Here is a 26,515-nt window from a genome sequence, read left to right as displayed (position 1 = left end):
TTTTCAATTGCTCATCCGATGAAAAGGCAAGCTAGAGTATAGATTTCACCTGATTTCTCTTTTTCCACCGTTTCTTGAACAAGATATCAAAGAGAACCAGAGCCAGTGAGAGGATGGCCGACACAAGGAGGTACTTTAGCCATAGAGGAGCATTCGAGATAAACGGTGTATCTCTTAAGAGACCATAATTTCCACCCGTCACCTGATTAACCCCAACTAGAAAGAGATTGAGGATAAAGGTATAGGCTACAATCATATATTTCTTGAGCAAGGTCTTATCATAGTGATTCATCAAGTAAACCAAGGAATTCACCAAAAGGGCATAGTGGCCAATCAAAAATGAAAAACTGGTAATATGAGGAAAATCATAGGGGTCAAAAACGGGGTAAACCAAAGCAAAGACCGCTCCACTTGCTCCTAAGAGGGCAAAATATTGCTTGCTCCGCCATTTATCAGGCAAGAAAACCACCGCAAACATAGCCAAACGACAATGATAAAATGGAAGGCTATTAGAAAATGGAATCCCAAAACCAACATACCAACTATATAGGGCTAGCAACTGGAGAATCTGAATCCACTTAAACAAGCGGACAAATTTCGGATTTTGGTGATAAGCAAGTGCTCCATAAATACAAAGCACTAAAAGAAGCATCATAGCCCCATACCAAAAGAGTGGAATAGGAGGAGGAACCGTCTGAGATCTGGTGATAAATTGATGGAACATATTTTTATCCTAACTCTTATTTTCTCTATTCTCTAGTTTAACCATTATAGCGAATTAAAAGCGATTTTTCAATTTCTATTTCTTTTCAGTTTGGCTCCCTTATTTATAGGAAAATATGGTAAAATAGAACAGACTAAAAATCATCATTTCACGAAAGGATGTAAGATGAAAATTACGCAAGAAGAGGTAACACACGTTGCCAATCTTTCAAAATTAACATTCTCTGAAGAAGAAACTGCTGCCTTTGCAACAACCTTGTCTAAGATTGTTGATATGGTTGAATTGCTGGGCGAAGTCGACACAACTGGTGTCGCACCTACTACGACCATGGCAGACCGCAAGACTGTACTCCGCCCTGATGTGGCCGAAGAAGGAACTGACCGTGATCGCTTGTTTAAAAACGTACCTGAAAAAGAAAACTACTATATCAAGGTACCAGCTATCCTAGACGATGGAGGAGATGCCTAATGACTTTTAATTATAAAACCATTGAAGAGTTACACAATCTCCTTGTTTCTAAGGAAATTTCAGCAACTGAATTGACCCAAGCTACACTTGAAGATATCAAGTCTCGTGAGGAAGCTATCAATGCTTTTGTCACTATCGCTGAAGAGCAAGCCCTTGCTCAAGCTAAAGCCATTGATGAAGCAGGAATCGATGCGGACAATGTTCTTTCAGGAATTCCACTGGCTGTTAAGGATAATATCTCTACAGACGGTATCCTGACAACTGCAGCCTCAAAAATGCTCTACAACTACGAGCCAATCTTTGATGCGACAGCCGTTGCCAATGCAAAATCTAAAGGAATGATCGTTGTTGGAAAAACTAACATGGACGAATTTGCCATGGGTGGATCAGGTGAGACTTCCCACTACGGTGCGACTAAAAATGCTTGGGACCACAGCAAAGTTCCTGGTGGATCATCAAGTGGTTCTGCGGCTTCTGTGGCTTCAGGACAAGTTCGCTTGTCACTTGGTTCTGATACTGGTGGTTCCATCCGCCAACCTACTGCCTTCAACGGGATCGTTGGTCTCAAGCCAACCTACGGAACAGTTTCTCGTTTCGGTCTCATTGCCTTCGGTAGCTCATTAGATCAGATTGGACCTTTCGCACCGACTGTTAAGGAAAATGCCCTCTTGCTTAATGCTATTGCCAGCGAAGATGCTAAAGACTCTACTTCTGCTCCTGTCCGCATCGCTGACTTTACTTCAAAAATCGGTAAAGACATCAAGGGCATGAAAATTGCTTTGCCTAAGGAATACCTTGGTGAAGGGATTGACCCAGAGGTTAAGGAAACCATTCTGAATGCAGCCAAACACTTTGAAAAACTTGGTGCTATCGTCGAAGAAGTCAGCCTTCCTCATTCTAAATACGGGGTTGCCGTTTACTACATTATCGCTTCATCAGAAGCATCTTCAAACTTGCAACGTTTTGACGGTATCCGTTACGGCTACCGCGCAGAGGATGCGACTAATCTTGATGAAATCTATGTAAACAGCCGTAGCCAAGGTTTCGGTGAAGAAGTGAAACGTCGTATCATGCTAGGTACCTTCAGCCTTTCATCAGGTTACTACGATGCTTACTACAAGAAAGCTGGTCAGGTCCGTACCCTCATCATCCAAGATTTTGAAAAAGTCTTTGCGGATTATGACTTGATTTTGGGACCAACTGCTCCAAGCGTTGCCTATGACTTGGATTCACTCAACCACGACCCCGTTGCCATGTACTTGGCTGACCTCTTGACCATCCCAGTCAACTTGGCTGGTCTCCCAGGAATTTCGATCCCTGCTGGATTCTCTCAAGGTCTACCTGTCGGTCTCCAATTGATCGGTCCTAAATACTCTGAGGAAACCATTTACCAAGCTGCTGCTGCTTTTGAAGCGACAACAGACTACCACAAACAACAACCCGTGATTTTTGGAGGTGACAACTAATGAACTTTGAAACAGTCATTGGACTTGAAGTCCACGTAGAGCTCAACACCAATTCAAAAATCTTCTCACCTACATCTGCCCACTTCGGAAATGACCAAAATGCCAATACCAACGTGATTGACTGGTCCTTCCCAGGCGTACTGCCAGTTCTTAATAAAGGTGTTGTTGATGCCGGAATCAAGGCAGCTCTTGCCCTCAACATGGACATCCATAAAAAGATGCACTTTGACCGCAAGAACTATTTCTACCCTGATAATCCCAAAGCCTACCAAATTTCCCAGTTTGATGAGCCAATCGGCTACAACGGCTGGATTGAAGTCGAGCTAGAAGACGGTACAACTAAGAAAATCGGTATCGAACGCGCTCACCTAGAAGAAGATGCTGGTAAGAACACCCACGGTACAGATGGCTACTCTTATGTAGACCTCAACCGCCAAGGGGTGCCATTGATTGAGATTGTATCTGAAGCTGACATGCGTTCTCCTGAAGAGGCCTATGCTTATCTGACCGCCCTCAAGGAAGTTATCCAGTACGCTGGCATTTCTGACGTTAAGATGGAAGAAGGTTCTATGCGTGTGGATGCCAATATCTCCCTTCGTCCTTATGGTCAAGAGAAATTCGGTACCAAGACTGAGTTGAAAAACCTCAACTCCTTCTCAAATGTTCGTAAGGGTCTTGAATACGAAGTCCAACGTCAAGCCGAAATCCTTCGCTCAGGTGGTCAAATTCGACAAGAAACTCGCCGTTACGATGAAGCTAATAAGGCAACCATCCTCATGCGTGTCAAGGAAGGCGCTGCAGACTACCGCTACTTCCCAGAACCAGACCTACCCCTCTTTGAAATCTCTGATGAGTGGATCGAAGAAATGCGTACAGAGTTGCCAGAGTTTCCAAAAGAACGCCGTGCCCGTTACGTGGCTGACCTTGGTTTATCAGACTACGATGCTAGTCAGTTGACTGCCAACAAAGTTACTTCTGACTTCTTTGAAAAAGCTGTTGCTCTCGGTGGTGATGCTAAACAAGTCTCAAACTGGCTCCAAGGGGAAGTTGCTCAATTCTTGAACGCTGAAGGTAAGACACTGGAACAAATCGAATTGACACCAGAAAACTTGGTTGAAATGATTGCCATCATCGAAGACGGCACTATCTCATCTAAGATTGCTAAAAAAGTCTTTGTCCACCTAGCTAAAAATGGCGGTGGTGCGCGTGAATACGTGGAAAAAGCAGGCTTAGTGCAAATCTCTGATCCAGATGTTCTGATTCCGATCATTCACCAAGTCTTTGCGGATAACGAAGTTGCCGTTGCCGACTTCAAGTCAGGCAAACGCAACGCAGACAAGGCCTTCACAGGATTCCTTATGAAGGCAACCAAAGGCCAAGCCAACCCACAAGTCGCCCTTAAACTGCTTGCCCAGGAATTGGCTAAGTTGAAAGAGAGTGAGTAATTTACTCTTTATACACTTTTTCTACTTTTAAAACGAGAATGAGACAAGGGGAATAAATGAACAAATTTTTACGATTGCTATTTATCTTAGTCATCATCGCTATGTTAGGCGCTTCTATACTACAAATTTTCTTTCCATCATACATGGGAAGTCACTCCGGGTACGGAATATCTGCTGGTTGGCAACGAGAAATTGGAATATGGAATTTAGCTGTATTGATTATTATTCTCGCTATCAATATTAAATACGATTGGTTCTATCTACGAATCGCACTTCTTGCTCTCATTATTGGCGGAATTGGAATAGGAACAAATCACTTACTCAATTATATGGAGTATCACTCTCCTGTAAATGCTATCGGTGCTTTTGAAAATTACTTGCTAGCAATAGGATGGATTGTGGGATGGCTCATCGAGCGCCATTCCATAAAGAAGCTAAATGCTAGTAAATAACGCCTAGTATATCTTAGATGATTTTTAAAGGTTCTTAAATAGTTTAATAATCATTCAAATTCAGAATTCTACCTTTTCAATCATATAGTTAGGAGACACATGAAAAAGTTTTACGCTCTTTTAATGACCTGTTTATTACTTGTTTTTCTATCCGTGCCTCAAATCGTTGATGCGGGTGTCGGACATTCCAGAAGTGGAGGGAGTAGCCGCAGTAGCTCCAGAAGTAGCAACCGCTCAAGTGGAGGTGGAAGTCGTTCTAGTGGCTCATCCTACCACTACTACCGCTCTGGATATGGATCATCCTCTGACAGTTCTGCTAGCTCTCCCTATCTAGGATTTATGTTTATATTAGTCGGAGGAATCATACTAGTTGTTATCGTCAAATCCTTGCAGAATAAGTCTGGAGATTCGAATTCAACCTACACTAGTAATGATTATCAAACGCTCCATCGTCGAGTTGAACACAACACACTAGCCATTAGTCGTGTGAAATACGGGGATCCGAACTTTGACGTGGAATCCTTCACATCTTGGGTCAAGGAAGTTTACCTTAAATTGCAGGTTGCCTGGACTGAGAAAAATTGGAATTCAGTCCGCGCTTTAGAAAGTACTAGTCTCTATTCACAGCACAGCACGCAATTAGAAGATCACATCCGAGCTAAGACAACCAATGTTTTAGAGAAAGTTTGTATCGAAAATGTTCGCATCAAGGAGTTCATTGAAAATCCTGACGGAAACGATACCTTAGTGGTGATTCTGTCATCTACCTTGCGGGACTATGTCATTGACGATGAGACTCGTCGTGTCCTCGAAGGAGATCCTAAAAAAGATCTCTTCACCGTGTATCAATTGAATTTTATCCGTCAACATGGTAGCCAAACGCAAGCAGTCAATCCAGACCAAGTTGTGAGCGACCACTGTCCAAACTGTGGTGCCCCATTAAAAATCTCTGCAGTTAGCGAGTGTGACTACTGTGGTGCCAATCTCTCTCGCAGTCCAAACCAATGGGTACTTGATACCTATGATGTTGTGGATGAAGACGAGCTTTATAATTAGGAGGAATTATGGGATTTATACGTGCAGCCTTATCAGCAGGCTTAAATAGTTTTAATGATAGTAAATTCAAGGAAGCCATTGTCCTTCCAGATAATGTCTCTGGCAACGCCTTGGCCATCAAGGGGCAATTACTCACTAAAGACCCAGATGGACGTTCTCGTCACAGCAATCAAAATACAGGCCTCTTGTCAGATGGCAGTGTGGTTATCGTTCCCCAAGGTTATACCGCTGTTTTGGTCAACAACGGTACCTTCCTTGGTGAGGTCCTTGAAGCTGGTAGCCACGAATGGCAAGCTGGTGATAACGCCTGGCTCCTTGAAAAAGGTGGTTTAAAAGGCACTTGGGAAAACTTTAAAAACCGTTTCTCTTTTGGTGGACAAGTCATCACTCAACAAGAAATCATCTTTATTCGCATGCAACCTATTGCAGGTAATAAGTTCGGCACACAAAATGCGGTCGAATACTTCAGCGAACGTTACCAACAACTGCTTAACATCCGTTTCTATGGCTTGTTTGATGTAAAAATAGCAGACCCAGTCCTCTTCTACGTAAGTTCTGTTAGCCGTCAAATTACTGACGGACAGCCATTCACTCTCCAAGATGTAGCTCAAGGAACGCTCCGTCAAAATATCGCACCGAAAATCGCGATTGCCATTGCCAAATACACCAACGAAAACAAGGTTGATATCTATAGCCTCAATGCCAATCAAGACACCTTTAACGAACTCGCTAAACAAGAGGTCAACAAGGTTTGGACAGGCCTCTACGGAATTGAAGCAACTAATATCTTGCTTGAAGACCTCAGTTACGACCAAGAAAGTCTTGATGTCGTTCGCAAGCTTGATAGTGAACTCGTGGCAATGAAGTACAACACGATTGAAATCGAAGAACGCCGTGCGCGTAACGAAGCCCTCATTGCTGCAGCTGCCAACGAAGGAAATGGCAATGGGATGAACATGTTTATGGGTATGAATCTTGGCCAAACTCTCGGTGGTCAACTAAGCCAACAAGTCCAAAATCAAGCACCGGCTCAAAACACTGGGCAAACTGCCAGCAAGAATTTTTACATCGAAGTCGACGGAAAATACGTTCTCGTTACCAAAGACGAAGATGGAAATATCGTACCAGTCAACTAATTAAGCTCCTTCTGACATTTGAGTAATGTTGTCTTTTATGGTACAATAAAGAGTAAATTATTTTATTAAAGAGGTAAAAATATGATTGAAGCAAGTAAATTAAAGGCTGGTATGACCTTTGAAACAGCTGACGGAAAATTGATCCGCGTTTTGGAAGCTAGCCACCACAAACCAGGTAAAGGAAACACCATCATGCGTATGAAATTGCGCGATGTCCGTACTGGTTCTACATTTGACACAAGCTACCGTCCAGAGGAAAAATTTGAACAAGCCATCATCGAGACTGTCCCAGCTCAATACTTGTACAAAATGGATGACACAGCCTACTTCATGAATACTGAAACTTACGACCAATACGAAATCCCTGTAGTCAATGTTGAAAACGAATTGCTTTACATCCTTGAAAACTCTGATGTGAAGATCCAATTCTACGGAACTGAAGTGATTGGTGTCACAGTTCCTACTACTGTTGAATTGACAGTTGCAGAAACTCAACCATCTATCAAAGGTGCTACGGTTACAGGTTCTGGTAAACCAGCAACGATGGAAACTGGACTTGTCGTAAACGTTCCAGACTTCATCGAAGCAGGACAAAAACTCGTTATCAACACTGCAGAAGGAACTTACGTTTCTCGTGCCTAATCTCTAGAAAGAGGTCATTCTATGGGAATTGAAGAACAACTTGGCGAAATCGTTATCGCCCCACGTGTACTTGAAAAAATCATTGCTATTGCTACTGCAAAAGTAGAGGGTGTACACTCTTTTTCAAACAAATCAGTATCTGACACCCTTTCAAAACTTTCTCTCGGCCGTGGCGTTTATCTTAAAAATGTGGACGAAGAACTCACAGCAGATATCTATCTCTACCTTGAGTACGGAGTAAAAGTTCCTAAGGTAGCTGTTGCTATTCAGAAAGCTGTCAAAGATGCTGTCCGCAACATGGCTGATGTAGAACTCGCTGCTATCAATATCCACGTTGCAGGTATCGTTCCAGATAAAACACCAAAACCAGAATTGAAAGATCTATTTGACGAGGACTTCCTCAATGACTAGTCCACTATTAGAATCTAGACGCCAACTCCGTAAATGCGCTTTTCAAGCTCTTATGAGCCTTGAGTTCGGTACGGATGTCGAAACTGCTTGTCGTTTCGCCTATACTCATGATCGTGAAGATACGGATGTGCAACTTCCAGCCTTTTTGACAGAGCTAGTTTCTGGTGTTCAAGCTAAAAAGGAAGAACTAGACAAGCAAATCACACAGCATTTAAAAGCAGGTTGGACCATCGAGCGTTTAACACTCGTGGAGAGAAACCTCCTTCGCTTGGGAGTCTTTGAAATCATTTCATTTGACACCCCTCAGCTGGTTGCTGTAAATGAAGCTATCGAGCTTGCAAAGGACTTCTCAGATCAAAAATCTGCCCGTTTTATCAATGGACTGCTCAGCCAGTTTGTAACAGAAGAACAGTAAACAGAAAAAGTGTTTGACAGCTGTCAAACACTTTTTTCTTTGCCTTCCACTATCTAAAAAAATGATAATAGATGTAATTGTAAATAAAAATCCAGATAGGTTTTGCATGATTGAGAAAGTTGAAAAAACTATGACAGAGAATGGTCAATCGTAGATTAGATGTATAGCGATAGACAAGAGCGAAAAAGAGACCAATCAGACTATAATATAATAAACTAATTGGGTCTCGGTGAGATAGTATCAAATGACTGAGTCCAAAGATAAGACCTGATAAGATGACATCTAAATAATACTTTGACTTAGGAAAGAAGGTGTTCATAAAATACCCTCTATCAAGAGTCTCCTCAAAAATAGGGCCGATGATTACAGGAAGTACAAAAGATAAGATAGTCGATAAAAAAGTTGGTTGTCCATTTGAAAGAACCACGGTAAAATACTCATCATGAATATTCCTATGATTAATCAAATGAGCATAGCGTGCCCAAAAATTACCGAGAATCTGATAAACCACATAACCTGCAAATAAGTAGAAGATAGTTGACCAGTTCCAGCTCTTTTTCTCAAAGATAAAGAGCATCTTTTTCTTTTTTAACCACCAAATTAATAGAAAGAAATTTCCTACTAATCCCATTGTTAAAATAAGAGAATAAACATCAGCGCCTAACCCTAAAATGATCGTCACATACAATCCAATTGTTTGTGGTAAATAGGTAGATAGTAAAATAATAAGCAAAAATATTCCAAATTGTCTTAGTTTCTTTGTGTTTCTCATCGTACTTTTTTTGAAAGATTATCCTGCTCGGAAACCGTACTTCCAAGCATCCCTATAAGAATTAAGTGCCCCTTGCCCCATATAGGGAGCAAATTCTCTATAATATAACCATCTACCATAACCATCTTCCCAAACGGCAAGACCACCTGAAGTTTGCTCTAAGTCCTCAGTTGAAAGAACTGTAAATGTTTCTGTACCTGTCATTGCAAGTACCTTCTTAAAATAGATTGTTGTAGGCTCACATTTATAGTATATTTCTTTTTTGTCTATTTTATAGTCTATCTCCTCAACTGTCAATTTTTCAACCTGAATAGCATTTTCAATAAAAAATGAGACCTTTCTAGTCTCATTTAGTCATTCTTAGTATTTTCTAAAGCGTTGGTAACGTTCTTCGATAAGTTGGTCGAGTGGTAGTTCTTTCAACCTATCTAGTTCTGCACGCAATTCATTTTTAACGCAACCTAGCAGTTCTTTGCTTGACAGCCCTGCTTCTGAGATTACCTTGTCTACGATTCCCATTTCTAGGAGTTCATGTGAAGTGATTTTCATCAACTCCGCCGCTTCCATAGCACGACTTCCATCCTTCCAAAGGATAGAGGCAAATCCTTCCGGGCTAAGTACTGCGTAGATTGAGTTTTCTAACATCCAGACACGGTTAGCTACGGCTAGAGCTAGGGCCCCACCAGATCCACCTTCACCGATAATAATCGCAATGATTGGAACCTTGAGGTCACTCATTTCCATCAGGTTTCGGGCGATTGCTTCACCTTGTCCACGTTCCTCGGCTCCAACACCTGGGTAAGCACCCGCCGTATTGATAAAGGTCACAACTGGACGACCAAACTTTTCTGCCTGTTTCATTAGGCGCAAAGCCTTACGATAGCCTTCTGGATGAGGTTGCCCAAAATTTCGTTTGAGGTTGTCATGAAGACTTTTTCCCTTTTGGATACCAACGACAGTTACTGCCTGTTCACCTAACCAGCCAATTCCACCGATAACCGCACCATCATCACGGAAAGAGCGATCTCCATGCAATTCGATAAACTCGTCAAAGATTCCATTGGCAAAATCAAGTGCAGTCAAGCGACTCTGCTCGCGTGCCTCTCTGACTATTTTTGCAATATTCATCCGCGACTTCCTCCATGCAATCTCACTAATTTAGCAATTGTTTCAGGCAATTCTCTCCGTTTAACAATTGCATCAACAAATCCATGTTCAAGTAGAAATTCTGCCTTTTGGAAGTCATCCGGCAAGGTCTCACGAACTGTATTTTCGATAACACGACGTCCAGCAAACCCAACCAAACTCTGTGGCTCCGCTAGGATAATATCACCTTCCATAGCAAAAGAAGCAGTCACCCCACCTGTTGTCGGATCGGTTAAGATAGTTAGGTAAAAAAGTCCTGCCTTGGAATGACGTTGAACTGCCGCAGAAATTTTAGCCATCTGCATCAAACTCATGATTCCTTCTTGCATACGGGCTCCACCAGAAGCTGTGAAGAGAACGACTGGCAAGTTTTCTACCGTTGCATACTCAAACAAGCGCGTGATTTTTTCACCCACAACGGTTCCCATAGAAGCCATGATAAAATTTGAATCCATGATCCCAAGGGCAACTTTTTGTCCCTTGATACTAGCTGTACCAGTCAGTACTGCTTCATCCAAACCTGTCTTTTCACGCATAGTAGCCAATTTTTTCTGGTAGCCAGGAAAGTTTAATGGATCTTGAGTTTCAATACCCGTAAACATCTCCACAAAGCTGTCAGAATCAATCGTCAAATCCAAGCGTTCCTGAGCTGAAATACGGAAAGTATAGCTACAATGGGGACAAATGCGCTCACTCCCAAGGTCCTTTTGATAAATGGTGTGTTTACAACCAGGACACTGGGAGAAGAGTTCATCCGGAACCTCAGGCTTGGCTTGTGGTTTCTGCCTTACGGAACGGTTAGGATTGATCCGAATATACTTATCCTTTTTACTAAATAGAGCCATAACTCCCCCTTTTAGTTCTCATGCTGTTTGAAAGTCTATTCTTTTTCTTGGTATTTTGGCAAGAAAGTTTCCATCAAGAAGGAAGTATCGTAGTCACCAGCGATAACTCGGCGGTCTGAAATCAGATCCAACTGGAAGTCTGCATTGGTTTGCACTCCTTCAATATCAAGTTCATAAAGTGCCCGTTGCATCTTCATTAAGGCATCAAAACGATTCTCCCCATGGACAATGATTTTAGCAATCATACTATCATAGTAAGGGGGAATGGTATAACCTGGATAAACTGCTGAGTCCACGCGCAAGCCAACTCCACCACTTGGTAGATAGAGATTGGTAATTTTCCCTGGGCTTGGAGCAAAATTAAATGCTGGATTTTCTGCATTAATCCGGCACTCGATAGCATGACCTCGTAGGACGATATCTTCTTGTTTGAAAGGTAAGGGTTGCCCGGCCGCAATGCGAATCTGTTCCTTCACGATATCAACACCTGAAACAAACTCTGTGACTGGGTGTTCAACTTGCACACGAGTATTCATTTCCATGAAGTAGAAATTGCCACTCGCTTCATCAAGAAGAAATTCAATCGTCCCTGCATTTTCATAGCCTACAGACTCTGCTGCACGAACGGCTGCAGCACCAATTTCATGACGAAGGGTTTTGCCGATCGCAATGGATGGGCTTTCTTCTAAGACCTTTTGGTTATTACGCTGGAGTGAACAATCCCGTTCACCAAGATGGACAACATGACCCTCTTGATCTGCAAGAATCTGAACTTCGATATGACGAGCTGGATAAATCACACGCTCAAGATACATAGCGCCATTTCCAAAATTGGCCTTGGCTTCACTGGATGCTGTCTCAAAGGCTGCGACCAAGTCTTCTGCCTTTTCAACCTTACGAATCCCTTTTCCACCACCACCTGCCGATGCCTTAAGCATGACAGGATAGCCAATTTTTTCTGCAACTGCAAGGGCCTCTTCAGCCGTGTGAACTTCACCATCAGATCCTGGGATAACTGGAACCCCAGCCTTGATCATTTGCTCACGCGCATTGATCTTATCTCCCATGGTATCCATTACAGTCCCAGAAGGACCGATGAACTTAATCCCTACTTCATCACACATCGTGGCAAACTTGGAGTTTTCGCTAAGAAAACCAAAACCTGGGTGGATGGCTTCTGCTTCTGTCAAGACTGCAGCCGATAAAATAGCATTGATATTGAGATAAGACTCTGTCGCCTTACCAGGTCCGATACAGATAGCTTCATCCGCTAGGAGTGTGTGAAGAGCTTCCTTATCAGCAGTTGAATAGACTGCTACGGTCGCAATGCCCAATTCACGCGCAGCTCGAATAATGCGAACCGCAATCTCACCACGGTTGGCAATCAAAATTTTACGAAACATGGAGAACCTCCTTAGTTTCCAATTGCAAAGGTAAGAGTACCACTCGCTGCAAGCTTACCATCTACTTCAGCCTTTGCTTCAACCACAGCAATCGTACCACGACGTTTGACAAAAGTAGCCGTCATGACCAATTGGTCACCTGGTACAACTTGCTTCTTGAACTTAACCTTGTCCATGCCAGCGTAGAAGACCAGTTTCCCTTTATTTTCAGGTTTGGACAATTCCAAGACACCAGCAGTCTGAGCCAAGGCTTCCATGATAAGAACACCTGGCATAACTGGATATTGTGGAAAATGACCATTGAAGAAAGGTTCGTTGATGGTCACATTTTTAATGGCAACAATGGTATCTTCGCTCACTTCCAAGACACGATCCACTAGGAGCATAGGGTAACGATGGGGTAGAGCTTCTTTGATTCCTTGAATATCGATCATTTGATACGTACCAATCCTTTACCGAACTCAACCATTTCTTCATTTGAAACGAGAATTTCTGTCACCACACCATCCCTAGGTGCAGGAATTTCATTCATGACTTTCATGGCTTCGATGATCACCAAAGTCTGACCTTTTTTAACACTGTCTCCGACTGTGACAAAGGCAGGTTTATCTGGTCCAGCAGCCAAGTAAGCCACCCCTACAAGTGGACTTTCAACGACATCACCCTCCGGAGTAACCGTCGTTTCAGCTGGTGCTGGAGCTTCTTCCACTGCACTCTCTACTGGAGTTGAAGGGGCCGAAACTACTGGACTAGTAACCACTGCAGCTGGCGCTGGAACAACTTGAGCTGGTGCTTCAGAAGCCATTCTTGCTTCATTCTTACTGAACTGCAATTCATCCGTTCCGTTTTTATAAGAAAATTCTCTCAAACTTGATTGGTCAAATTGAGCCATCAAGTCTTTAATATCGTTTAAATTCATACTTATTTATTCTCCCAACGTTTGAAAGCAAGAACCGCATTGTGTCCACCAAAACCAAAAGTATTTGAAATAGCATAAGGAATTTCTTGCTCCAAGCCTTGTCCATAAACGACATTCGCTTCGATATAGTCTGACAACTCGCTTGTTCCAGCTGTCATTGGTACAAAGTTACGACGCATGGCTTCAATTGTAGCGATGGCTTCTACTGCCCCTGCAGCACCAAGCAAGTGTCCTGTAAAGGACTTGGTTGAAGATACTGGTACTTCTTTACCAAGAACAGCTACAATGGCACTACTTTCTCCTTTTTCATTAGCAGGAGTTGAAGTTCCGTGGGCATTGACGTAAGCCACTTGCTCTGGAGAAATCTCTGCCTCTTCCAAAGCTAATTTAATTGCCTTGATTGCACCTTGACCTTCTGGATGAGGTGAAGTCATATGATAAGCATCACAGGTATTTCCATAACCAACTACTTCAGCCAAGATAGTTGCTCCACGTTTTTCAGCATGTTCAAGACTCTCAAGAACCAGCATTCCAGAACCTTCTCCCATGACAAAACCATTTCGGTCTTTGTCAAATGGAATAGAAGCACGAGTTGGATCTTCTGTAGTTGATAGGGCTGTCAAAGCTTGGAATCCAGCAATGGCAAAAGGAGTGATCGATGATTCTGAGCCACCAACTAGCATAACATCTTGGAAACCAAACTTGATGGAACGGAAGGCATCGCCAATAGCATCATTTGATGAGGCACAGGCTGTATTGATTGATTTACAGACACCGTTTGCTCCAAAGCGCATGGCAACATTTCCCGAAGCCATATTTGGCAGGGCTTTTGGAAGTGTCAATGGCTTAACACGTTTTGGGCCTTTTTCATGAAGACGGATAACTTGGTCTTCGATTTCTTTAATTCCCCCAATACCTGAGGCAACGATGACACCAAAGCGATCTTTATCGATTGCTTCTACATCAAGATTTGCATTTGTTACCGCTTCTTGAGCTGCATACAAGGCATACAAAGAATAGTTGTCAAAACGGTTGGTATCTTTTTTGACAAAGTATTTATCAAATGGGAAATCTTGGACTTCTGCTGCATTGTGCACAGCAAATTCACTGTGGTCAAACTTAGTGATTTCTCCAATTCCAATTTTTCCAGTTTGCAAACTGTTCCAAAATTCTTCTGGAGTATTTCCGATAGGAGAGGTCAATCCGTAACCTGTTACTACAACTCGATTTAGTTTCATCTGTCTTACCTATATCTTTCCTTATTTTTTACATGCTAAGTCCGCCATCAACAGCGAGAACTTGTCCAGTCAAATAATCCTGTCCAGCCAGGAACACTGTAGCATCTGCGATATGTTCTGCTTGACCAAACTGTTTCATTGGGATTTGGGCCAATGTCGCTTCCTTGACCTTATCAGACAAAACAGCAGTCATATCTGACTCGATCATTCCTGGTGCAAGAGCATTTACGCGCACATTACGATTGGCAACTTCACGTGCTACTGACTTGGTAAACCCAATCAAACCTGCTTTAGAAGCTGCATAGTTGGCCTGCCCGATATTTCCCATCAAACCGACCACACTGGACATATTGATGATCGCACCTTCACGCGCCCTTATCATCTGTTTCAAGACTGCTTGCGTCATGTTGAAAGCACCTGTCAAGTTAATTTTAAGCACTTTTTCAAAGTCTTCTTCGGTCATCTTGAGCATAAGCGTATCTTGAGTAATCCCAGCATTGTTGACCAAGACATCAACAGAACCGAGTTCTGCAATTGCTTGATTTACCATACGCTTGGCATCTGCAAAGTCTGAAACATCACCTGAGATTGGTACTACTTTGACGCCATAGTTTGAAAACTCAGCCAGCAATTCTTCTGAGATTGCTCCTCGACTATTCAAAACTACATTCGCACCTAGTTGGGCAAATTTGTGAGCAATGGCGAGTCCGATACCACGACTTGAACCTGTAACAAAGATATTTTTATTTTTTAGTTGCATTCTATTCTCCTGTTTCCTGTTGTATTTTCTGGGAGAAGGGGTCACTAGTTTCCTAGCAAAGCATCCAAGCTTGTCTGATCTTCAATATTAGCTAGCTTAGCAGTTTTATCGATTTTTTTGACAAACCCTGATAGGACTTTTCCAGGGCCGATTTCAATAAAGTTGGTCATACCAGCATTCTGCATCACAGCAATACTTTCATAAAAACGAACAGGTTCTTTGACCTGACGCGTCAAGAGCTCTTGGATTCGATCTTTTTCCATAACAGTAGCATCCGTGTTGCCGACTAGTGGGCAAGTAAAATCAGAGAAACTCACTTCCTCAAGAGCTCCAGCTAATTGCTGACTGGCTGGCTCAAGAAGGGCTGTATGGAAAGGACCAGATACATTTAAGGGAATCAATCGTTTTGCTCCTGCTTCCTGCAAGAGTTCAACTGCGCGGTCAACCGCAGCCACCTCACCACCGATAACGATTTGGCTTGGGGTGTTGTAGTTAGCTGGAGTCACTACTCCAACTTCAGAAGCATTTTTGCAAGCTTCCTCAATCACTTCAACTGGAGTATTAAGAACAGCAACCATCTTTCCAGAGCCTGCAGGTGCAGCCTCTTCCATATAAGCACCACGTTTAGCAACCAAGGCAACTGCATCCTCAAAGTCCAAGGCACCACTTGCTACAAGAGCCGAATATTCTCCGAGAGACAGTCCTGCCACCATATCTGGCTGATAGCCTTTTTCTTTCAATAGTCGGTAAATAGCAACGGAGGTAGCTAGAATAGCTGGTTGCGTGTAGCGAGTCTGGTTTAACTTGGTTTCTTCCTTATCAATCAAGTCACGAAGGTCATAACCCAAAACCTGACTTGCTTGGTCAATGGTTTCCTTGACGATAGGATAGCGATCATAGAGATCACGCCCCATCCCTAGATACTGAGCACCTTGACCCGCAAATAGAAAGGCTGTTTTAGTCATTTCTTACAACTCCTGCCCAACGAGAGGCTTCTTCTTGAATTTTTTTGGCTGCGCCATAGTATAGATCTTTTAGGATTTCTTCGACAGTTTCCTCTTTAGAAACCAAACCAGCGATCTGACCTGCCATGACAGATCCGCCTTCTACATCTCCATGAACAACGGCTTTAGCAAGAGCACCAGCTCCCATTTGTTCAAAAATTTCTAAATCTGGATTTTCTTGTTTAAAGGCATCTTTTTCAGCCTGCTCAAAGTCACGTGTCAACTGATTTTTAATGGCACGAACAGCATGTCCAAAGTGTTGAGCTGAAATAGTCGTATCGATATCACGCGCTTTTAAGATTTTTTCCTTGTATTTTGGATGGGCGTTAGATTCCTTAGCTACTACGAAACGCGTACCGACTTGAACGGCCTCAGCACCAAGCATAAAGCCTGCAGCGACACCTTCACCGTCCGCAATTCCCCCAGCTGCGATAACTGGAATCGAAACAGCTGCAGCAACCTGACGAACCAAGGTCATCGTTGTTAGTTTCCCAATATGTCCACCAGCTTCCATTCCCTCTGCAATAACCGCATCTGCACCAATTTTTTCCATGCGTTTTGCCAAAGCAACACTAGGAACAACAGGAATAACTGTAATGCCTGCATCATGGAAACGAGTCATGTATTTACTTGGATTTCCTGCACCAGTTGTAACCACCTTAACCCCTTCTTCAATCACGAGATCAACGATGTCTTCTACAAAAGGTGACAAGAGCATGATGTTGACACCAAAAGGTTTATCCGTAAGTGATTTGATTTTATCGATATTAGCCTTTACGACCTCTTTGGGTGCATTTCCACCACCGATGATCCCCAAACCACCAGCTTTTGATACCGCACCAGCCAAGTCACCATCAGCAACCCAGGCCATTCCTCCTTGGAAAATAGGATAATCAATGTTCAATAATTCTGTAATACGTGTTTTCATAGTGCCTCCATCATTCCTTGCTTACGTAATAGTTCGATAAGTTTATCATTTGAATTTCAAACTATTACCTAAACAAGAGGGGAGTGGGTCTCCCCTACTCCTTCTAGTAATATGTTAATTATTTTGTTTGCTCTTCAACATAGGCAACCAAGTCACCAACTGTTTTCAAGCTATCTTCTGCTTCGATTTGGATATCAAAAGCATCTTCGATTTCAGAGATTACTTGGAACAAGTCCAATGAATCTGCATCCAAATCATCAAAAGTAGATTCAAGTGTTACTTCTGATGCGTCTTTCCCAAGTTCTTCAACGATAATTTCTTGTACTTTTTCAAATACTGCCATGATAGGACTCCTTTAAAATATAAAATTTTATAACTATGTGTTTACCACATGATTACCTAGATTGTAAGAATGAGTGTGCCCCATGTCAAACCTCCGCCGAAGCCTGATAGGAGAATCGTCTGGCTACTATCTAAACGAATCATGCCATTCTCCACACACTCTGAGAGCAAAATCGGGATACTTGCTGCACTGGTATTTCCATACTCCATCATATTGGCAGGAAGCTTATCTCGGTCTACACCGATTTTCTTAGCCATCTTATCCAAAATGCGGATATTTGCCTGATGAAGCAAGAGATAATCCAATTCCGATGCTGCTATTGGACCATTTTCGATGGTCTCTTTGATCGATCTAGCAACATCTCGATTTGCAAAATCGAAAACTGCTCGTCCATCCATCTTCAAAAAAGCAGGAACTGCTTCTTGTTCTGAGAAGGGCGAAGTTAAAGCCGTTTGACCATAAGTCAAACACTCGCTCCGAGAGCCATCTGTATAGAGACTTTCGACGAGGAAGTGTCGTGTTTCACTCGCTTCCAAGAGAACCCCACCAGCACCATCTCCAAAGAGAACAGCTGTCGAACGATCAGACCAATCAACTGCCTTGGATAAGGTCTCAGCCCCGATAACAATTCCTTTCTTGAACTGTCCAGAGCTTAAAAACTTTTCAGCTGTTGAGAGAGCGAATACAAAGCCACTGCAAGCTGCTGTCAAATCAAAGGTGAAAGCTCTATGCGCTCCGATATTTGCCTGAACCCGAGCCGCCGTAGAAGGCATCATCGAATCTGGAGTAATCGTCGCTACAATGATAAAATCAATCTTATCCGCTGTTAAGCTCCCTTTAGCCAACAAGCTCTTAGCTACTTCTGTCGCCAAGTCACTTGTAGACTCAGTTTTTGAAATATGTCTCTGTTTAATTCCTGTCCGACTTGAAATCCACTCATCGCTTGTGTCCATGATTTGGGCTAAGTCATGATTAGTGACCACTTGCTCTGGAACATAATGAGCAACCTGGCTTATCTTTGCAAAAGCCATTATTTCAAATCCTCCAAAAATTGATAAAGGTTCGTTAAGCCTCTGCCCATGACTTCTTTTTCCTCAGGGCTCATGCCATCGATGATTTTTTCGACCATAGCCTTGTGGAATCGTTTATGAAGGCGGTGAAGCAAACGACCTTTCTTTGTCAAATGCAGATAGACCACACGACGGTCTTGATCAGAACGAATACGCTCAATGTAACCCTTTCTTTCTAGGTTATTCAAGCTCGTCGTAACTGTTCCCAAGGTCACCATCAGTTCTTTGGAAACCTTACTAGGCGTCGCCTCAGGGAACTTTCCAATCACATCAATCGTGTGCATTTCTTTGATGGAGATGTCTTTGAATCGACTACCTCGTAAGCTAACCTCCTCAATCACAAGGACGTTATTGAAAATAGATGTTAAATAATCATTTACTTGTTGGTAGTCCAAACTTTTTCCCTCCTCCTCAAAAAACTTTCAGAATCAAAACATTTGATAGAAAAAGTATAACAAACTTCAAAGAATTGTGCAAGTATTTTTTTATTTTCCTGAAAATTTTGGTCTTCTTCTTTCAGAATGTGCTCGAACCCCTTCTTTAAAATCTTCAGTTAAAGATAAAGATTCCTGCAGTTTCAATTCCAATTCGGCATAATCTTGCCAATCTTTAAATTGACTTTCCCAAACTAACTTTTTAATCGCTGCGTATGAGTTTGCTGAACCTCGTCTTAATTTTTTCAGAACTTGTTCTCTTGTTTTTTCTAATTTATCAGCTTCACAAACACGGTAAACCACGCCCCATTCTAGCGCTTTTTCCGCAGTTAAGGCTTCTCCTGTCATGGCAAGTTGTGCAGCCCGTGTTACCCCGATGCTACGACTCAAGAGATGAATCCCACCAGCGTCTGGCGCCAAGCCAACTCCTACAAAAGCTTGGATGAATTTTGCCTTGTCAGTCGCCAAACAAAAATCAACTGCTACTGCCATATTTGCTGCAGCACCAGCAACCGCTCCATCTACCTCCATCAAGACAGGCTTAGGAATTTGCTTGATTTTAAAAGAAATTGTATTGACTAATTCTGCAATCTTATTCAAAGAAGGGATATCATCTTCGTCTACTGCTCGTTTCATCTCAACCAAGTCTCCCCCAACTGAAAAGACCTTCCCATTAGCATTAATCAAGATGAACTGCACAGCTTGATCTTGCTCTGCTAGAGTCAAAGCTTCTAAAATTTCCTCACACATTGGGATATGGAAACCATTTGCCACTTCGGGACGATTCAAAGTAATGATAGCAAGATCATCTACGATCTGATATAAGATATGATTCATAGCTTCTCCTTTTCTTTTATAAGGCAATAAAATTGTTTTATCATCAAAGTATACCTTTTTTTGGATAAAGAGGCAAGAAAAAAATAAAAGAAAGTGTCTCAGCTGATTATTTCCCCATAGTTTATGAATGTGAGTGAAATTTGACCACTTATTTTTAAACTGTTATCGCTTTTCAGAATAAGTTAGTGTTTTCTTCTATTATAATAGGAAGTTATTTTCGTCATTGAAAAATGCCCCTCTTTCTGCTATAATCGTATAAAATACTTACTTGAGGAGTCCTTATGAAGGTTGTAAAATTTGGTGGAAGTTCGCTTGCCTCTGCTGGTCAGTTAGAAAAAGTTTTAAACATCGTTAAAAGTGATAAGGAACGCCGTTTTGTAGTCGTTTCTGCACCCGGAAAACGCAATGCTGAGGATACGAAGGTAACCGATGCCTTGATTAAATACTATCGCGACTATGTGGCGGGAAATGATATCAACGCTAGCCAAAGCTGGATCATTGATCGTTATGCCGCTATGGTTAGTGAACTAGGCCTAAAACCTGCCGTTTTAGAAAAGATTTCTAAAAGCATTCGGGCCTTGGTAACTCTTCCTATAGAAGACAATGAATTTCTCTATGATACCTTCCTAGCGGCTGGAGAAAATAACAATGCCAAACTCATTGCAGCCTACTTTAACCAAAACGGCATTGACGCACGCTATGTTCATCCAAGAGAAGCTGGAATCATTGTCACAAGTGAACCAGGAAACGCACGTATCATCCCATCTAGTTATGACAAGATTGAAGGCTTGGCTGATAGCAATGAAGTCCTTGTCATCCCTGGTTTCTTTGGCGTAACTAAGGAAAATCAAATCTGTACCTTCTCACGTGGAGGTTCAGATATTACTGGTTCCATTATCGCAGCTGGAGTCAAGGCTGATCTCTATGAAAACTTTACAGACGTAGACGGTATCTTTGCTGCCCATCCTGGTATTATTCATCAACCGCACTCCATTCCTGAGTTAACCTACCGTGAAATGCGTGAATTGGCTTACGCTGGATTTTCTGTTCTTCATGATGAAGCCCTTCTACCTGCCTACCGCGGGAAAATCCCTCTTGTCATCAAGAATACCAATAATCCTGATCATCCAGGAACTCGTATCGTTCTGAAACACAGTAGCGATAAATTCCCAGTCGTTGGAATCGCTGGTGATTCTGGATTCGTCAGCATCAACATGTCAAAATACCTTATGAACCGCGAGGTTGGATTCGGTCGTAAGATTCTTCAAATCCTTGAAGATCTTAACATTGGTTGGGAACATATGCCAACAGGTATCGACGATCTTTCAATCATCCTTCGTTCCCGTGAATTGACTCCTATCAAGGAGGAAGAAATTCTGCGTCAGTTAGTTCAAAAAGCCGAAGTAGACCATGCTGAAATCGAACACGACCTTTCAATCATTATGATTGTCGGAGAAAAGATGAAGAGCCACATTGGTGTAACAGCTACTGCAACACGCGCTCTATCTGAAAACAAGATCAACATCCAGATGATGTCCCAAGGTTCAAGTGAAGTTTCCATCATGTTTGTTGTCAATAAAGAGCAAGAAAAGGCAGCTATCAAGGCTCTCTATCATGCCTTTTTCGATGAAAGTAAGGAAGATTAATCATGGCCCAATCACTCAATAAAGTCATTGACCTACAAACCACTGGAACATCCTATCTCTCCATTTCTGGAAAAGTCGGAAAATTTCTAGTCGGGGATCAAGCCTTAGAGTTTTATCCTGATGTCAATGTCGAACAATATATCCAAATTCCCTGGTCCAGTATTCAGCAAATTGGAGCCAACGTAACTGGCCGCAAAATCAGTCGCCACTTTGAAGTCTTCACTGATCAAGGAAAATTCCTCTTTGCTTCCAAAGACTCTGGAGCTATTCTCAAAATCGCTCGGCAAAAACTTGGCAATGACAAGGTTGTGAAACTTCCTACTTTACTCCAGACCATTGGTCAAAAATTCAAAAATCTATTTGCAAAAAAGTAGAAACTTTAGTATAATCATAGCAACGGATAAGTAAGTTATCTCCTTCTTTCAGAAAGTCTGTGGGTGCTGCGAGCAGATAGGAGGGGTAAGTGAAATTCTACCGTTAGTAACAATTACATACACAATCAAGTGCACACCTGTGAAGTTGGATGGAACCGTGGCCCTGCCACTCCAACGCTTTGTCAGGTGTGTTTTTTTCATAAAGGAGTTCTTATGTTAGATATTAAACGTATTCGTACAGACTTTGATGCTGTCGCAGAAAAATTGGCTACACGTGGTGTAGATGCTGCTATCTTAAATGAGATGAAAGAAATCGATGCTAAACGTCGTAACATCTTGGTCAAGGTTGAAAACCTCAAGGCAGAACGTAACACAGTTTCAGCTGAGATTGCCCAAGCCAAGCGAAACAAGGAAAATGCCGATGACAAGATTGCTGCAATGCAAACCCTATCTGCTGAAGTCAAAGCCTTGGATGCTGAATTGGCGGACATCGATGCGAAATTGACAGAATTTACCACTACTCTTCCAAACATCCCCGCTGACAGTGTTCCTATCGGAGCTGACGAAGATGACAATGTGGAAGTCCGCCGTTGGGGTACTCCACGTGAGTTTGACTTCGAACCAAAAGCTCACTGGGATCTTGGTGAAGATCTTGGTATCCTTGACTGGGAACGTGGAGCAAAAGTTACTGGTGCTCGCTTCCTCTTCTATAAAGGGCTTGGTGCTCGTTTGGAACGTGCTATCTACAACTTTATGTTGGATGAACATGGAAAAGAGGGCTATACTGAAGTCATCACACCATACATGGTTAACCATGATTCTATGTTTGGTACTGGTCAATATCCAAAATTCAAGGAAGATACTTTTGAATTGAAAGACACTAATTATGTCCTTATTCCTACCGCCGAAGTGCCTTTGACAAACTACTATCGCGATGAAATCCTTGACGGAAAGGACCTACCGATCTACTTCACTGCTATGAGCCCATCATTCCGTTCTGAGGCTGGTTCTGCTGGTCGTGATACTCGTGGTTTGATTCGTCTGCACCAATTCCACAAGGTTGAAATGGTCAAATTTGCCAAACCAGAAGAATCTTATGAAGAATTAGAAAAAATGACAGCCAACGCTGAAAATATTCTTCAAAAACTCAATCTTCCATACCGTGTCGTTGCCCTCTCTACTGGGGATATGGGCTTCTCAGCTGCAAAAACTTACGACTTGGAAGTTTGGATTCCAGCCCAAAATACCTACCGTGAAATCTCAAGCTGTTCAAATACAGAAGATTTCCAAGCCCGTCGTGCTCAAATCCGTTACCGAGATGAAGCCGATGGCAAGGTAAAACTCCTTCACACTTTGAACGGTTCTGGACTTGCAGTTGGACGTACAGTGGCTGCAATTCTTGAAAACTACCAAAACGCAGATGGTGCTGTGACCATCCCAGAAGTTCTTCGTCCATATATGGGTGGAGCTGAAGTTATCAAACCATAAAAATAAGGTTTAGCTATTTCTAGCTAGACCTTTTTTCGTAACCAAATCAGATAAGCACCCAATACAAAGAATAAAATAGTTAGGCATAGAACAGTTTCAGCCAACACCAGATAATCCAGAAATGGAAGTTTCAAAATTCCCTGAGCCATCTTGAGCGAAGTAGCTGTGATAATGGTTGGAAAGGTGAGGGCTGAGAAGGCTGGTTGAAATCCTTGTTTTAAAATATTAGGCAGGCGAGTTAAAACAAAGAAAAAGAAGGATTGAGATGCCAAAATCATGACGATCAAGAGCCAAGTCGGTAAACCTGCTCCTCCAACTCGAACTAGGGATGCCAGGAGTAGAGAAAAGGGAGCACAGTAGATTCCTTCCTGTCCAAGCAAGGCCGCTGGGAGTGGAGTTTTCTTTAAATCCCTATAAATAAGGGGATAGAGATAGAAGGTCAAGACAAAACCAAAACTCAAGGTCACATAGGCAATTTCAATGATGCCGACAAGGGGATAGGTCAAGGCTGCTACTGCTATCCCCACATAGAGCACCGTCCAGCTAGGAGTCGCATTGACCCTCCGACCCGGACAGGCAAATTTGATGGTAAAAGTAGCAATCAAGACCAAATCCAAGAGAAATGAAAACCACCAGATCCCTTGTGCTAGCAAAGGAAGATGAGGGAACAAGCGAAAGACATATGTTGATAAAATCATTCCAGCCATGGGAAAGGTCGCCATTCCTGACAAAAGAGGGGGTTTGGTCAATTCTTGCTTGGTTTCTTCCCAATTAAAAAGATGAAGAATCAAAAAGAAAATCCACAACACCAAACCAATCAGACTCAATAAATGCGACAGAACTGGCCAAGTATCTGCAATCAAATTTCCTGCACCTGCTAAACCTAATAAAAAGCCAGAGAATACCAAGGGGAGCTTTTTCATCCGAGCCTCCAATAATCATGTTATTATTAGTATAGCATAAAAGCGCTTAAATGAGGACTTAAAAAACGAAGTTGGATTATTTCAGACTTCATTTTTTCTCAGATATGAATTAAGCATACGGTTGCAATTCTGGGTTAATAGGTGTATTGGCTAGGTTGTTGGCATAGTTGCAGAGGCTAGCAAGACTAACACCGAGAACCACATCCAAGGCATTTTGTTGCGTGTAGCCAGTTTCCAAAAATTCAGCCAAGGCTTCATCTCCCACACGCCCTTTGGTATTGATGACTGCCAAGGTAAACTTGGCTAGAGTATCTAGCTTAGGATCTGTCTCGATTGGAGTACGGTTACGGAGGGCTTGGAGAAGATCATCATTCATCTGGATTTGTTTGATTGAAAAGGCTGTGTGACCTGCAACGCAGAAAGCACAACCATTGGTTACGGCGGCTGTGATTTGCACTACTTCGCGTTCCACTGGTGTCAGACTATTGCGACGGTTGATGGCTCCGACAGTTCGGTAGGCTTCAAGCGCCGTTGGGGCATTGGCCAAGAGACCAATCAGATTGGGAATATAGCCATTGTTATCTTTTTGTACTGTTTCAAGAACTTCTTTTACTTCTGCTGGTGCTGATTCTACTGTGTGGATGGTAAATGTTGTCATAAGAAACCTCTTTTCATTTTATTGTCATTTAGTCTATCATAGAATTTCCCCCTTGGATAATATATATTTTCAATCGCCATGATAGGAATTGTCTATGAAATGAAAAAAATCACACTAAAAGTGTGATTGGGTTAGTGCTTAAAATACTTTTTGGTCTCAGCAACAACTACTGGGGACAAGACCAAAAGGGCAATCAAGTTAGGTAAGGCCATCAAGGCATTGACAATGTCTGCGATAATCCAAACCATATCCAACTCGATAAATCCTCCCAACAAGACCATGACTACAAAGACCACACGGTAAAGCCAGATAAAACGAACACCAAAGAGAAACTCAAAACAGCGCTCTCCGTAGTAGTTCCAACCTAGGATTGTCGTAAAGGCAAAGAGTACCAGGAAGATGGTCAAAAGAGCTGGTCCAAAGTGTGAAAAAACTGTTGAGAAGGCTGACTGAGTCAAGGCAACTCCATTTAAATCTCCGCTCCAAACACCAGTTACTAAGATTGTTAAACCAGTCAACGTACAGATAATGAGGGTATCAATAAAGGTTCCTGTCATGGAAATCAAGCCTTGCTCGACAGGCTCATTTGTCTTAGCTGCAGCCGCCGCAATCGGAGCAGAACCAAGACCAGATTCGTTAGAGAAGACTCCTCGCGCCACACCATTTTGGATAGCCATCCGAATGCTGGCACCTGCAAAACCGCCTACCGCAGCAGCTGGACTAAAGGCTGAAGTAAAGATCAGGGCAAGTGTAGCCGGGATTTTCTCGATATTAAAGAGAATAACCGTAAGAGTTCCTAAAATATAGACAATAGCCATAAAAGGAACCACTGCTGTCGAAACTTTTGATATGGATTTGAGGCCCCCAAAGACAGCACCCCCTACAAAAATGGATAAAATCAGAGCTGTGATAGCTGGATCAACTTGGGCTGTATTTTGAATGGATTCTGTAATCGAATTGACTTGGGTAAAGGTACCAATACCTAAAAGGGCTACCAATACACCCGCTAGAGCAAAGAAGATAGCAAGTGGACGCCACTTTTCTCCCATCCCCAAAAGGATGTAATGCATGGGTCCTCCAGCTACAGCTCCATTTGCATCCTTAGTACGGTATTTGATGGCCAGCAAGCCTTCGGCATACTTGGTCGCCATCCCAAAAAAGGCTGCCATCCACATCCAAAAGAGGGCCCCTGGTCCCCCAACCTTAATGGCTGTCGCGACTCCGATGATATTTCCCGTACCAACGGTGGCTGCTAGAGCCGTACAGAGAGCAGCAAAGCTCGACACATCGCCGTGCCCCTTATCCTTGGTAAAGATCAACTGAAAGGCCTTAGGGAGACGAGCAACCTGCAAAAGGCCTAGTCGGATGGTCAAATAAATACCCGTTCCGACCAATAACAGTAAGAGGGGAGGTCCCCAAACGAAAGCATCAAGCGCTTTTAGCAATTCTAACATATCCTTCTCCTATCTTTCAACCCCAAAAGAAAGAGCACATGCAAGATACATGTACTCT

31 protein-coding genes are annotated in these 26,515 nt (G+C 42.5%); 12 read left to right on the top strand and 19 right to left on the bottom strand.

All coding sequences use genetic code 11. The features are described from left to right. Window positions 1-31: 31 nt before the first annotated feature. On the bottom strand, window positions 32-724 hold the full coding sequence (locus M1F56_RS01810) for a YwaF family protein (protein WP_247916673.1): 693 nt from the start codon (window positions 722-724) through the stop codon (window positions 32-34). A gap of 165 nt (window positions 725-889) precedes the next feature. On the opposite strand from M1F56_RS01810, the gene gatC reads away from it, so the two are divergent. From gatC to nusB, 9 genes are all read left to right on the top strand, one after another. Continuing rightward, window positions 890-1,192 carry an Asp-tRNA(Asn)/Glu-tRNA(Gln) amidotransferase subunit GatC gene (gene gatC / locus M1F56_RS01805; RefSeq protein WP_084971767.1) on the top strand — a complete coding sequence of 101 codons (303 nt, stop codon included), beginning with the start codon at window positions 890-892 and terminating at the stop codon, window positions 1,190-1,192. Further along, the gene (gene gatA / locus M1F56_RS01800) at window positions 1,192-2,658 is read left to right on the top strand and encodes an Asp-tRNA(Asn)/Glu-tRNA(Gln) amidotransferase subunit GatA (protein WP_247916672.1); all 1,467 of its coding nucleotides are present in this window, start codon (window positions 1,192-1,194) and stop codon (window positions 2,656-2,658) included. Before gatC ends, gatA begins: the two co-directional genes overlap by 1 nt. Continuing rightward, entirely contained in the window at window positions 2,658-4,103 is a 1,446-nt protein-coding gene (gatB, locus tag M1F56_RS01795; protein ID WP_001008642.1) for an Asp-tRNA(Asn)/Glu-tRNA(Gln) amidotransferase subunit GatB, read from the top strand. Before gatA ends, gatB begins: the two co-directional genes overlap by 1 nt. Before the next feature lie 56 nt (window positions 4,104-4,159). Then, window positions 4,160-4,555 (top strand): hypothetical protein, encoded by a 396-nt coding sequence (locus M1F56_RS01790; RefSeq protein ID WP_001031995.1) that lies wholly within the window; start codon window positions 4,160-4,162, stop codon window positions 4,553-4,555. 99 nt (window positions 4,556-4,654) lie between these two features. Continuing rightward, on the top strand, window positions 4,655-5,611 hold the full coding sequence (locus tag M1F56_RS01785; protein ID WP_000715066.1) for a zinc-ribbon domain-containing transport protein: 957 nt from the start codon (window positions 4,655-4,657) through the stop codon (window positions 5,609-5,611). An 8-nt stretch (window positions 5,612-5,619) separates the two neighbouring features. Then, entirely contained in the window at window positions 5,620-6,747 is a 1,128-nt protein-coding gene (locus tag M1F56_RS01780; RefSeq protein WP_247916671.1) for an SPFH domain-containing protein, read from the top strand. A gap of 81 nt (window positions 6,748-6,828) precedes the next feature. Continuing rightward, window positions 6,829-7,389 carry an elongation factor P gene (gene efp, locus M1F56_RS01775; RefSeq protein ID WP_000568640.1) on the top strand — a complete coding sequence of 187 codons (561 nt, stop codon included), beginning with the start codon at window positions 6,829-6,831 and terminating at the stop codon, window positions 7,387-7,389. Between the two features lie 21 nt (window positions 7,390-7,410). Beyond that, on the top strand, window positions 7,411-7,800 hold the full coding sequence (locus M1F56_RS01770) for an Asp23/Gls24 family envelope stress response protein (RefSeq protein ID WP_000510584.1): 390 nt from the start codon (window positions 7,411-7,413) through the stop codon (window positions 7,798-7,800). After that, window positions 7,793-8,215 (top strand): transcription antitermination factor NusB, encoded by a 423-nt coding sequence (gene nusB, locus M1F56_RS01765; protein ID WP_000203657.1) that lies wholly within the window; start codon window positions 7,793-7,795, stop codon window positions 8,213-8,215. The genes M1F56_RS01770 and nusB overlap by 8 nt, the downstream gene beginning before the upstream one ends. A 49-nt stretch (window positions 8,216-8,264) precedes the next feature. On the opposite strand, the gene M1F56_RS01760 is transcribed toward nusB, so the two are convergent. From M1F56_RS01760 to M1F56_RS01690, 15 genes are all read right to left on the bottom strand, one after another. Beyond that, window positions 8,265-8,987, bottom strand: coding sequence for a CPBP family intramembrane glutamic endopeptidase (locus tag M1F56_RS01760; protein WP_282184661.1), 723 nt, complete (start codon window positions 8,985-8,987; stop codon window positions 8,265-8,267). Window positions 8,988-9,005: 18 nt separating this feature from the next. Further along, window positions 9,006-9,191, bottom strand: a complete 186-nt coding sequence (gene briC, locus M1F56_RS01755) for a biofilm-regulating peptide BriC (protein ID WP_084941318.1) — start codon at window positions 9,189-9,191, stop codon at window positions 9,006-9,008. A 156-nt stretch (window positions 9,192-9,347) separates the two neighbouring features. Further along, window positions 9,348-10,115 (bottom strand): acetyl-CoA carboxylase carboxyl transferase subunit alpha, encoded by a 768-nt coding sequence (locus M1F56_RS01750; RefSeq protein ID WP_061417512.1) that lies wholly within the window; start codon window positions 10,113-10,115, stop codon window positions 9,348-9,350. After that, on the bottom strand, window positions 10,112-10,978 hold the full coding sequence (accD, locus tag M1F56_RS01745; protein WP_001173374.1) for an acetyl-CoA carboxylase, carboxyltransferase subunit beta: 867 nt from the start codon (window positions 10,976-10,978) through the stop codon (window positions 10,112-10,114). The genes M1F56_RS01750 and accD overlap by 4 nt, the downstream gene beginning before the upstream one ends. 35 nt (window positions 10,979-11,013) lie before the next feature. Next, complete coding sequence (accC, locus tag M1F56_RS01740; protein WP_009729831.1) at window positions 11,014-12,381, bottom strand: acetyl-CoA carboxylase biotin carboxylase subunit; 1,368 nt, start codon at window positions 12,379-12,381, stop codon at window positions 11,014-11,016. 11 nt (window positions 12,382-12,392) lie between these two features. After that, window positions 12,393-12,815 carry a 3-hydroxyacyl-ACP dehydratase FabZ gene (gene fabZ / locus M1F56_RS01735; protein WP_000565515.1) on the bottom strand — a complete coding sequence of 141 codons (423 nt, stop codon included), beginning with the start codon at window positions 12,813-12,815 and terminating at the stop codon, window positions 12,393-12,395. After that, entirely contained in the window at window positions 12,812-13,300 is a 489-nt protein-coding gene (gene accB, locus M1F56_RS01730) for an acetyl-CoA carboxylase biotin carboxyl carrier protein (protein WP_247916669.1), read from the bottom strand. The genes fabZ and accB overlap by 4 nt, the downstream gene beginning before the upstream one ends. A 2-nt stretch (window positions 13,301-13,302) precedes the next feature. Beyond that, entirely contained in the window at window positions 13,303-14,538 is a 1,236-nt protein-coding gene (gene fabF / locus M1F56_RS01725; protein WP_247916668.1) for a beta-ketoacyl-ACP synthase II, read from the bottom strand. Window positions 14,539-14,566: 28 nt separating this feature from the next. Then, entirely contained in the window at window positions 14,567-15,298 is a 732-nt protein-coding gene (gene fabG, locus M1F56_RS01720; RefSeq protein WP_247916667.1) for a 3-oxoacyl-[acyl-carrier-protein] reductase, read from the bottom strand. 44 nt (window positions 15,299-15,342) lie between these two features. Continuing rightward, window positions 15,343-16,263, bottom strand: a complete 921-nt coding sequence (fabD, locus tag M1F56_RS01715; RefSeq protein WP_247916666.1) for an ACP S-malonyltransferase — start codon at window positions 16,261-16,263, stop codon at window positions 15,343-15,345. Beyond that, window positions 16,256-17,230: an enoyl-[acyl-carrier-protein] reductase FabK gene (fabK, locus tag M1F56_RS01710; protein ID WP_000857452.1), complete on the bottom strand. Its 975-nt coding sequence runs from the start codon at window positions 17,228-17,230 to the stop codon at window positions 16,256-16,258. Before fabK ends, fabD begins: the two co-directional genes overlap by 8 nt. A gap of 118 nt (window positions 17,231-17,348) precedes the next feature. Then, window positions 17,349-17,573: an acyl carrier protein gene (locus M1F56_RS01705; RefSeq protein WP_247916665.1), complete on the bottom strand. Its 225-nt coding sequence runs from the start codon at window positions 17,571-17,573 to the stop codon at window positions 17,349-17,351. A 56-nt stretch (window positions 17,574-17,629) separates the two neighbouring features. Continuing rightward, window positions 17,630-18,604, bottom strand: coding sequence for a beta-ketoacyl-ACP synthase III (locus M1F56_RS01700; protein WP_247916664.1), 975 nt, complete (start codon window positions 18,602-18,604; stop codon window positions 17,630-17,632). Then, on the bottom strand, window positions 18,604-19,038 hold the full coding sequence (fabT, locus tag M1F56_RS01695; RefSeq protein WP_049484270.1) for a fatty acid biosynthesis transcriptional regulator FabT: 435 nt from the start codon (window positions 19,036-19,038) through the stop codon (window positions 18,604-18,606). Before fabT ends, M1F56_RS01700 begins: the two co-directional genes overlap by 1 nt. Before the next feature lie 90 nt (window positions 19,039-19,128). Further along, entirely contained in the window at window positions 19,129-19,914 is a 786-nt protein-coding gene (locus tag M1F56_RS01690) for an enoyl-CoA hydratase (RefSeq protein WP_084872548.1), read from the bottom strand. A gap of 281 nt (window positions 19,915-20,195) precedes the next feature. Between M1F56_RS01690 and M1F56_RS01685 the strand changes: the two genes are divergently transcribed. The 3 genes from M1F56_RS01685 to serS all read left to right on the top strand — a co-directional run bounded on the left by M1F56_RS01685 (window position 20,196) and on the right by serS (window position 23,422). Next, window positions 20,196-21,560, top strand: a complete 1,365-nt coding sequence (locus M1F56_RS01685; RefSeq protein WP_007520597.1) for an aspartate kinase — start codon at window positions 20,196-20,198, stop codon at window positions 21,558-21,560. A gap of 2 nt (window positions 21,561-21,562) precedes the next feature. Continuing rightward, entirely contained in the window at window positions 21,563-21,934 is a 372-nt protein-coding gene (locus M1F56_RS01680) for a DUF956 family protein (protein WP_084921290.1), read from the top strand. Window positions 21,935-22,147: 213 nt separating this feature from the next. Continuing rightward, complete coding sequence (serS, locus tag M1F56_RS01675; protein WP_247916663.1) at window positions 22,148-23,422, top strand: serine--tRNA ligase; 1,275 nt, start codon at window positions 22,148-22,150, stop codon at window positions 23,420-23,422. Between the two features lie 23 nt (window positions 23,423-23,445). Here the strand turns inward: serS and M1F56_RS01670 are convergent, their stop codons facing one another. The 3 genes from M1F56_RS01670 to M1F56_RS01660 form a co-directional block, all read right to left on the bottom strand. Continuing rightward, window positions 23,446-24,345 (bottom strand): TDT family transporter, encoded by a 900-nt coding sequence (locus M1F56_RS01670; RefSeq protein WP_084941050.1) that lies wholly within the window; start codon window positions 24,343-24,345, stop codon window positions 23,446-23,448. Window positions 24,346-24,454: 109 nt separating this feature from the next. Continuing rightward, window positions 24,455-25,003, bottom strand: coding sequence for a carboxymuconolactone decarboxylase family protein (locus M1F56_RS01665; RefSeq protein WP_084941052.1), 549 nt, complete (start codon window positions 25,001-25,003; stop codon window positions 24,455-24,457). Window positions 25,004-25,134: 131 nt separating this feature from the next. Then, window positions 25,135-26,457: an alanine/glycine:cation symporter family protein gene (locus M1F56_RS01660; RefSeq protein ID WP_247916662.1), complete on the bottom strand. Its 1,323-nt coding sequence runs from the start codon at window positions 26,455-26,457 to the stop codon at window positions 25,135-25,137. Window positions 26,458-26,515 lie beyond the last annotated feature (58 nt).

Source organism: Streptococcus oralis (assembly GCF_023109005.1).
Classification (GTDB): Bacteria; Bacillota; Bacilli; order Lactobacillales; family Streptococcaceae; genus Streptococcus; species Streptococcus oralis_BU.
Note: the sequence above shows the minus strand (reverse complement) of the source record. Positions and strands in the feature narration are given on the sequence as shown.

Bases quoted from the DNA above. Each gene is read 5' to 3' on its own strand.
- M1F56_RS01810 (WP_247916673.1), bottom strand. From the start codon at position 724: ATGTTCCATCAATTTATCACCAGATCTCAGACGGTTCCTCCTCCTATT.
- gatC (WP_084971767.1), top strand. From the start codon at position 890: ATGAAAATTACGCAAGAAGAGGTAACACACGTTGCCAATCTTTCAAAA.
- gatA (WP_247916672.1), top strand. From the start codon at position 1,192: ATGACTTTTAATTATAAAACCATTGAAGAGTTACACAATCTCCTTGTT.
- gatB (WP_001008642.1), top strand. From the start codon at position 2,658: ATGAACTTTGAAACAGTCATTGGACTTGAAGTCCACGTAGAGCTCAAC.
- M1F56_RS01790 (WP_001031995.1), top strand. From the start codon at position 4,160: ATGAACAAATTTTTACGATTGCTATTTATCTTAGTCATCATCGCTATG.
- M1F56_RS01785 (WP_000715066.1), top strand. From the start codon at position 4,655: ATGAAAAAGTTTTACGCTCTTTTAATGACCTGTTTATTACTTGTTTTT.
- M1F56_RS01780 (WP_247916671.1), top strand. From the start codon at position 5,620: ATGGGATTTATACGTGCAGCCTTATCAGCAGGCTTAAATAGTTTTAAT.
- efp (WP_000568640.1), top strand. From the start codon at position 6,829: ATGATTGAAGCAAGTAAATTAAAGGCTGGTATGACCTTTGAAACAGCT.
- M1F56_RS01770 (WP_000510584.1), top strand. From the start codon at position 7,411: ATGGGAATTGAAGAACAACTTGGCGAAATCGTTATCGCCCCACGTGTA.
- nusB (WP_000203657.1), top strand. From the start codon at position 7,793: ATGACTAGTCCACTATTAGAATCTAGACGCCAACTCCGTAAATGCGCT.
- M1F56_RS01760 (WP_282184661.1), bottom strand. From the start codon at position 8,987: ATGAGAAACACAAAGAAACTAAGACAATTTGGAATATTTTTGCTTATT.
- briC (WP_084941318.1), bottom strand. From the start codon at position 9,191: ATGACAGGTACAGAAACATTTACAGTTCTTTCAACTGAGGACTTAGAG.
- M1F56_RS01750 (WP_061417512.1), bottom strand. From the start codon at position 10,115: ATGAATATTGCAAAAATAGTCAGAGAGGCACGCGAGCAGAGTCGCTTG.
- accD (WP_001173374.1), bottom strand. From the start codon at position 10,978: ATGGCTCTATTTAGTAAAAAGGATAAGTATATTCGGATCAATCCTAAC.
- accC (WP_009729831.1), bottom strand. From the start codon at position 12,381: ATGTTTCGTAAAATTTTGATTGCCAACCGTGGTGAGATTGCGGTTCGC.
- fabZ (WP_000565515.1), bottom strand. From the start codon at position 12,815: ATGATCGATATTCAAGGAATCAAAGAAGCTCTACCCCATCGTTACCCT.
- accB (WP_247916669.1), bottom strand. From the start codon at position 13,300: ATGAATTTAAACGATATTAAAGACTTGATGGCTCAATTTGACCAATCA.
- fabF (WP_247916668.1), bottom strand. From the start codon at position 14,538: ATGAAACTAAATCGAGTTGTAGTAACAGGTTACGGATTGACCTCTCCT.
- fabG (WP_247916667.1), bottom strand. From the start codon at position 15,298: ATGCAACTAAAAAATAAAAATATCTTTGTTACAGGTTCAAGTCGTGGT.
- fabD (WP_247916666.1), bottom strand. From the start codon at position 16,263: ATGACTAAAACAGCCTTTCTATTTGCGGGTCAAGGTGCTCAGTATCTA.
- fabK (WP_000857452.1), bottom strand. From the start codon at position 17,230: ATGAAAACACGTATTACAGAATTATTGAACATTGATTATCCTATTTTC.
- M1F56_RS01705 (WP_247916665.1), bottom strand. From the start codon at position 17,573: ATGGCAGTATTTGAAAAAGTACAAGAAATTATCGTTGAAGAACTTGGG.
- M1F56_RS01700 (WP_247916664.1), bottom strand. From the start codon at position 18,604: ATGGCTTTTGCAAAGATAAGCCAGGTTGCTCATTATGTTCCAGAGCAA.
- M1F56_RS01690 (WP_084872548.1), bottom strand. From the start codon at position 19,914: ATGAATCATATCTTATATCAGATCGTAGATGATCTTGCTATCATTACT.
- M1F56_RS01685 (WP_007520597.1), top strand. From the start codon at position 20,196: ATGAAGGTTGTAAAATTTGGTGGAAGTTCGCTTGCCTCTGCTGGTCAG.
- M1F56_RS01680 (WP_084921290.1), top strand. From the start codon at position 21,563: ATGGCCCAATCACTCAATAAAGTCATTGACCTACAAACCACTGGAACA.
- serS (WP_247916663.1), top strand. From the start codon at position 22,148: ATGTTAGATATTAAACGTATTCGTACAGACTTTGATGCTGTCGCAGAA.
- M1F56_RS01670 (WP_084941050.1), bottom strand. From the start codon at position 24,345: ATGAAAAAGCTCCCCTTGGTATTCTCTGGCTTTTTATTAGGTTTAGCA.
- M1F56_RS01665 (WP_084941052.1), bottom strand. From the start codon at position 25,003: ATGACAACATTTACCATCCACACAGTAGAATCAGCACCAGCAGAAGTA.
- M1F56_RS01660 (WP_247916662.1), bottom strand. From the start codon at position 26,457: ATGTTAGAATTGCTAAAAGCGCTTGATGCTTTCGTTTGGGGACCTCCC.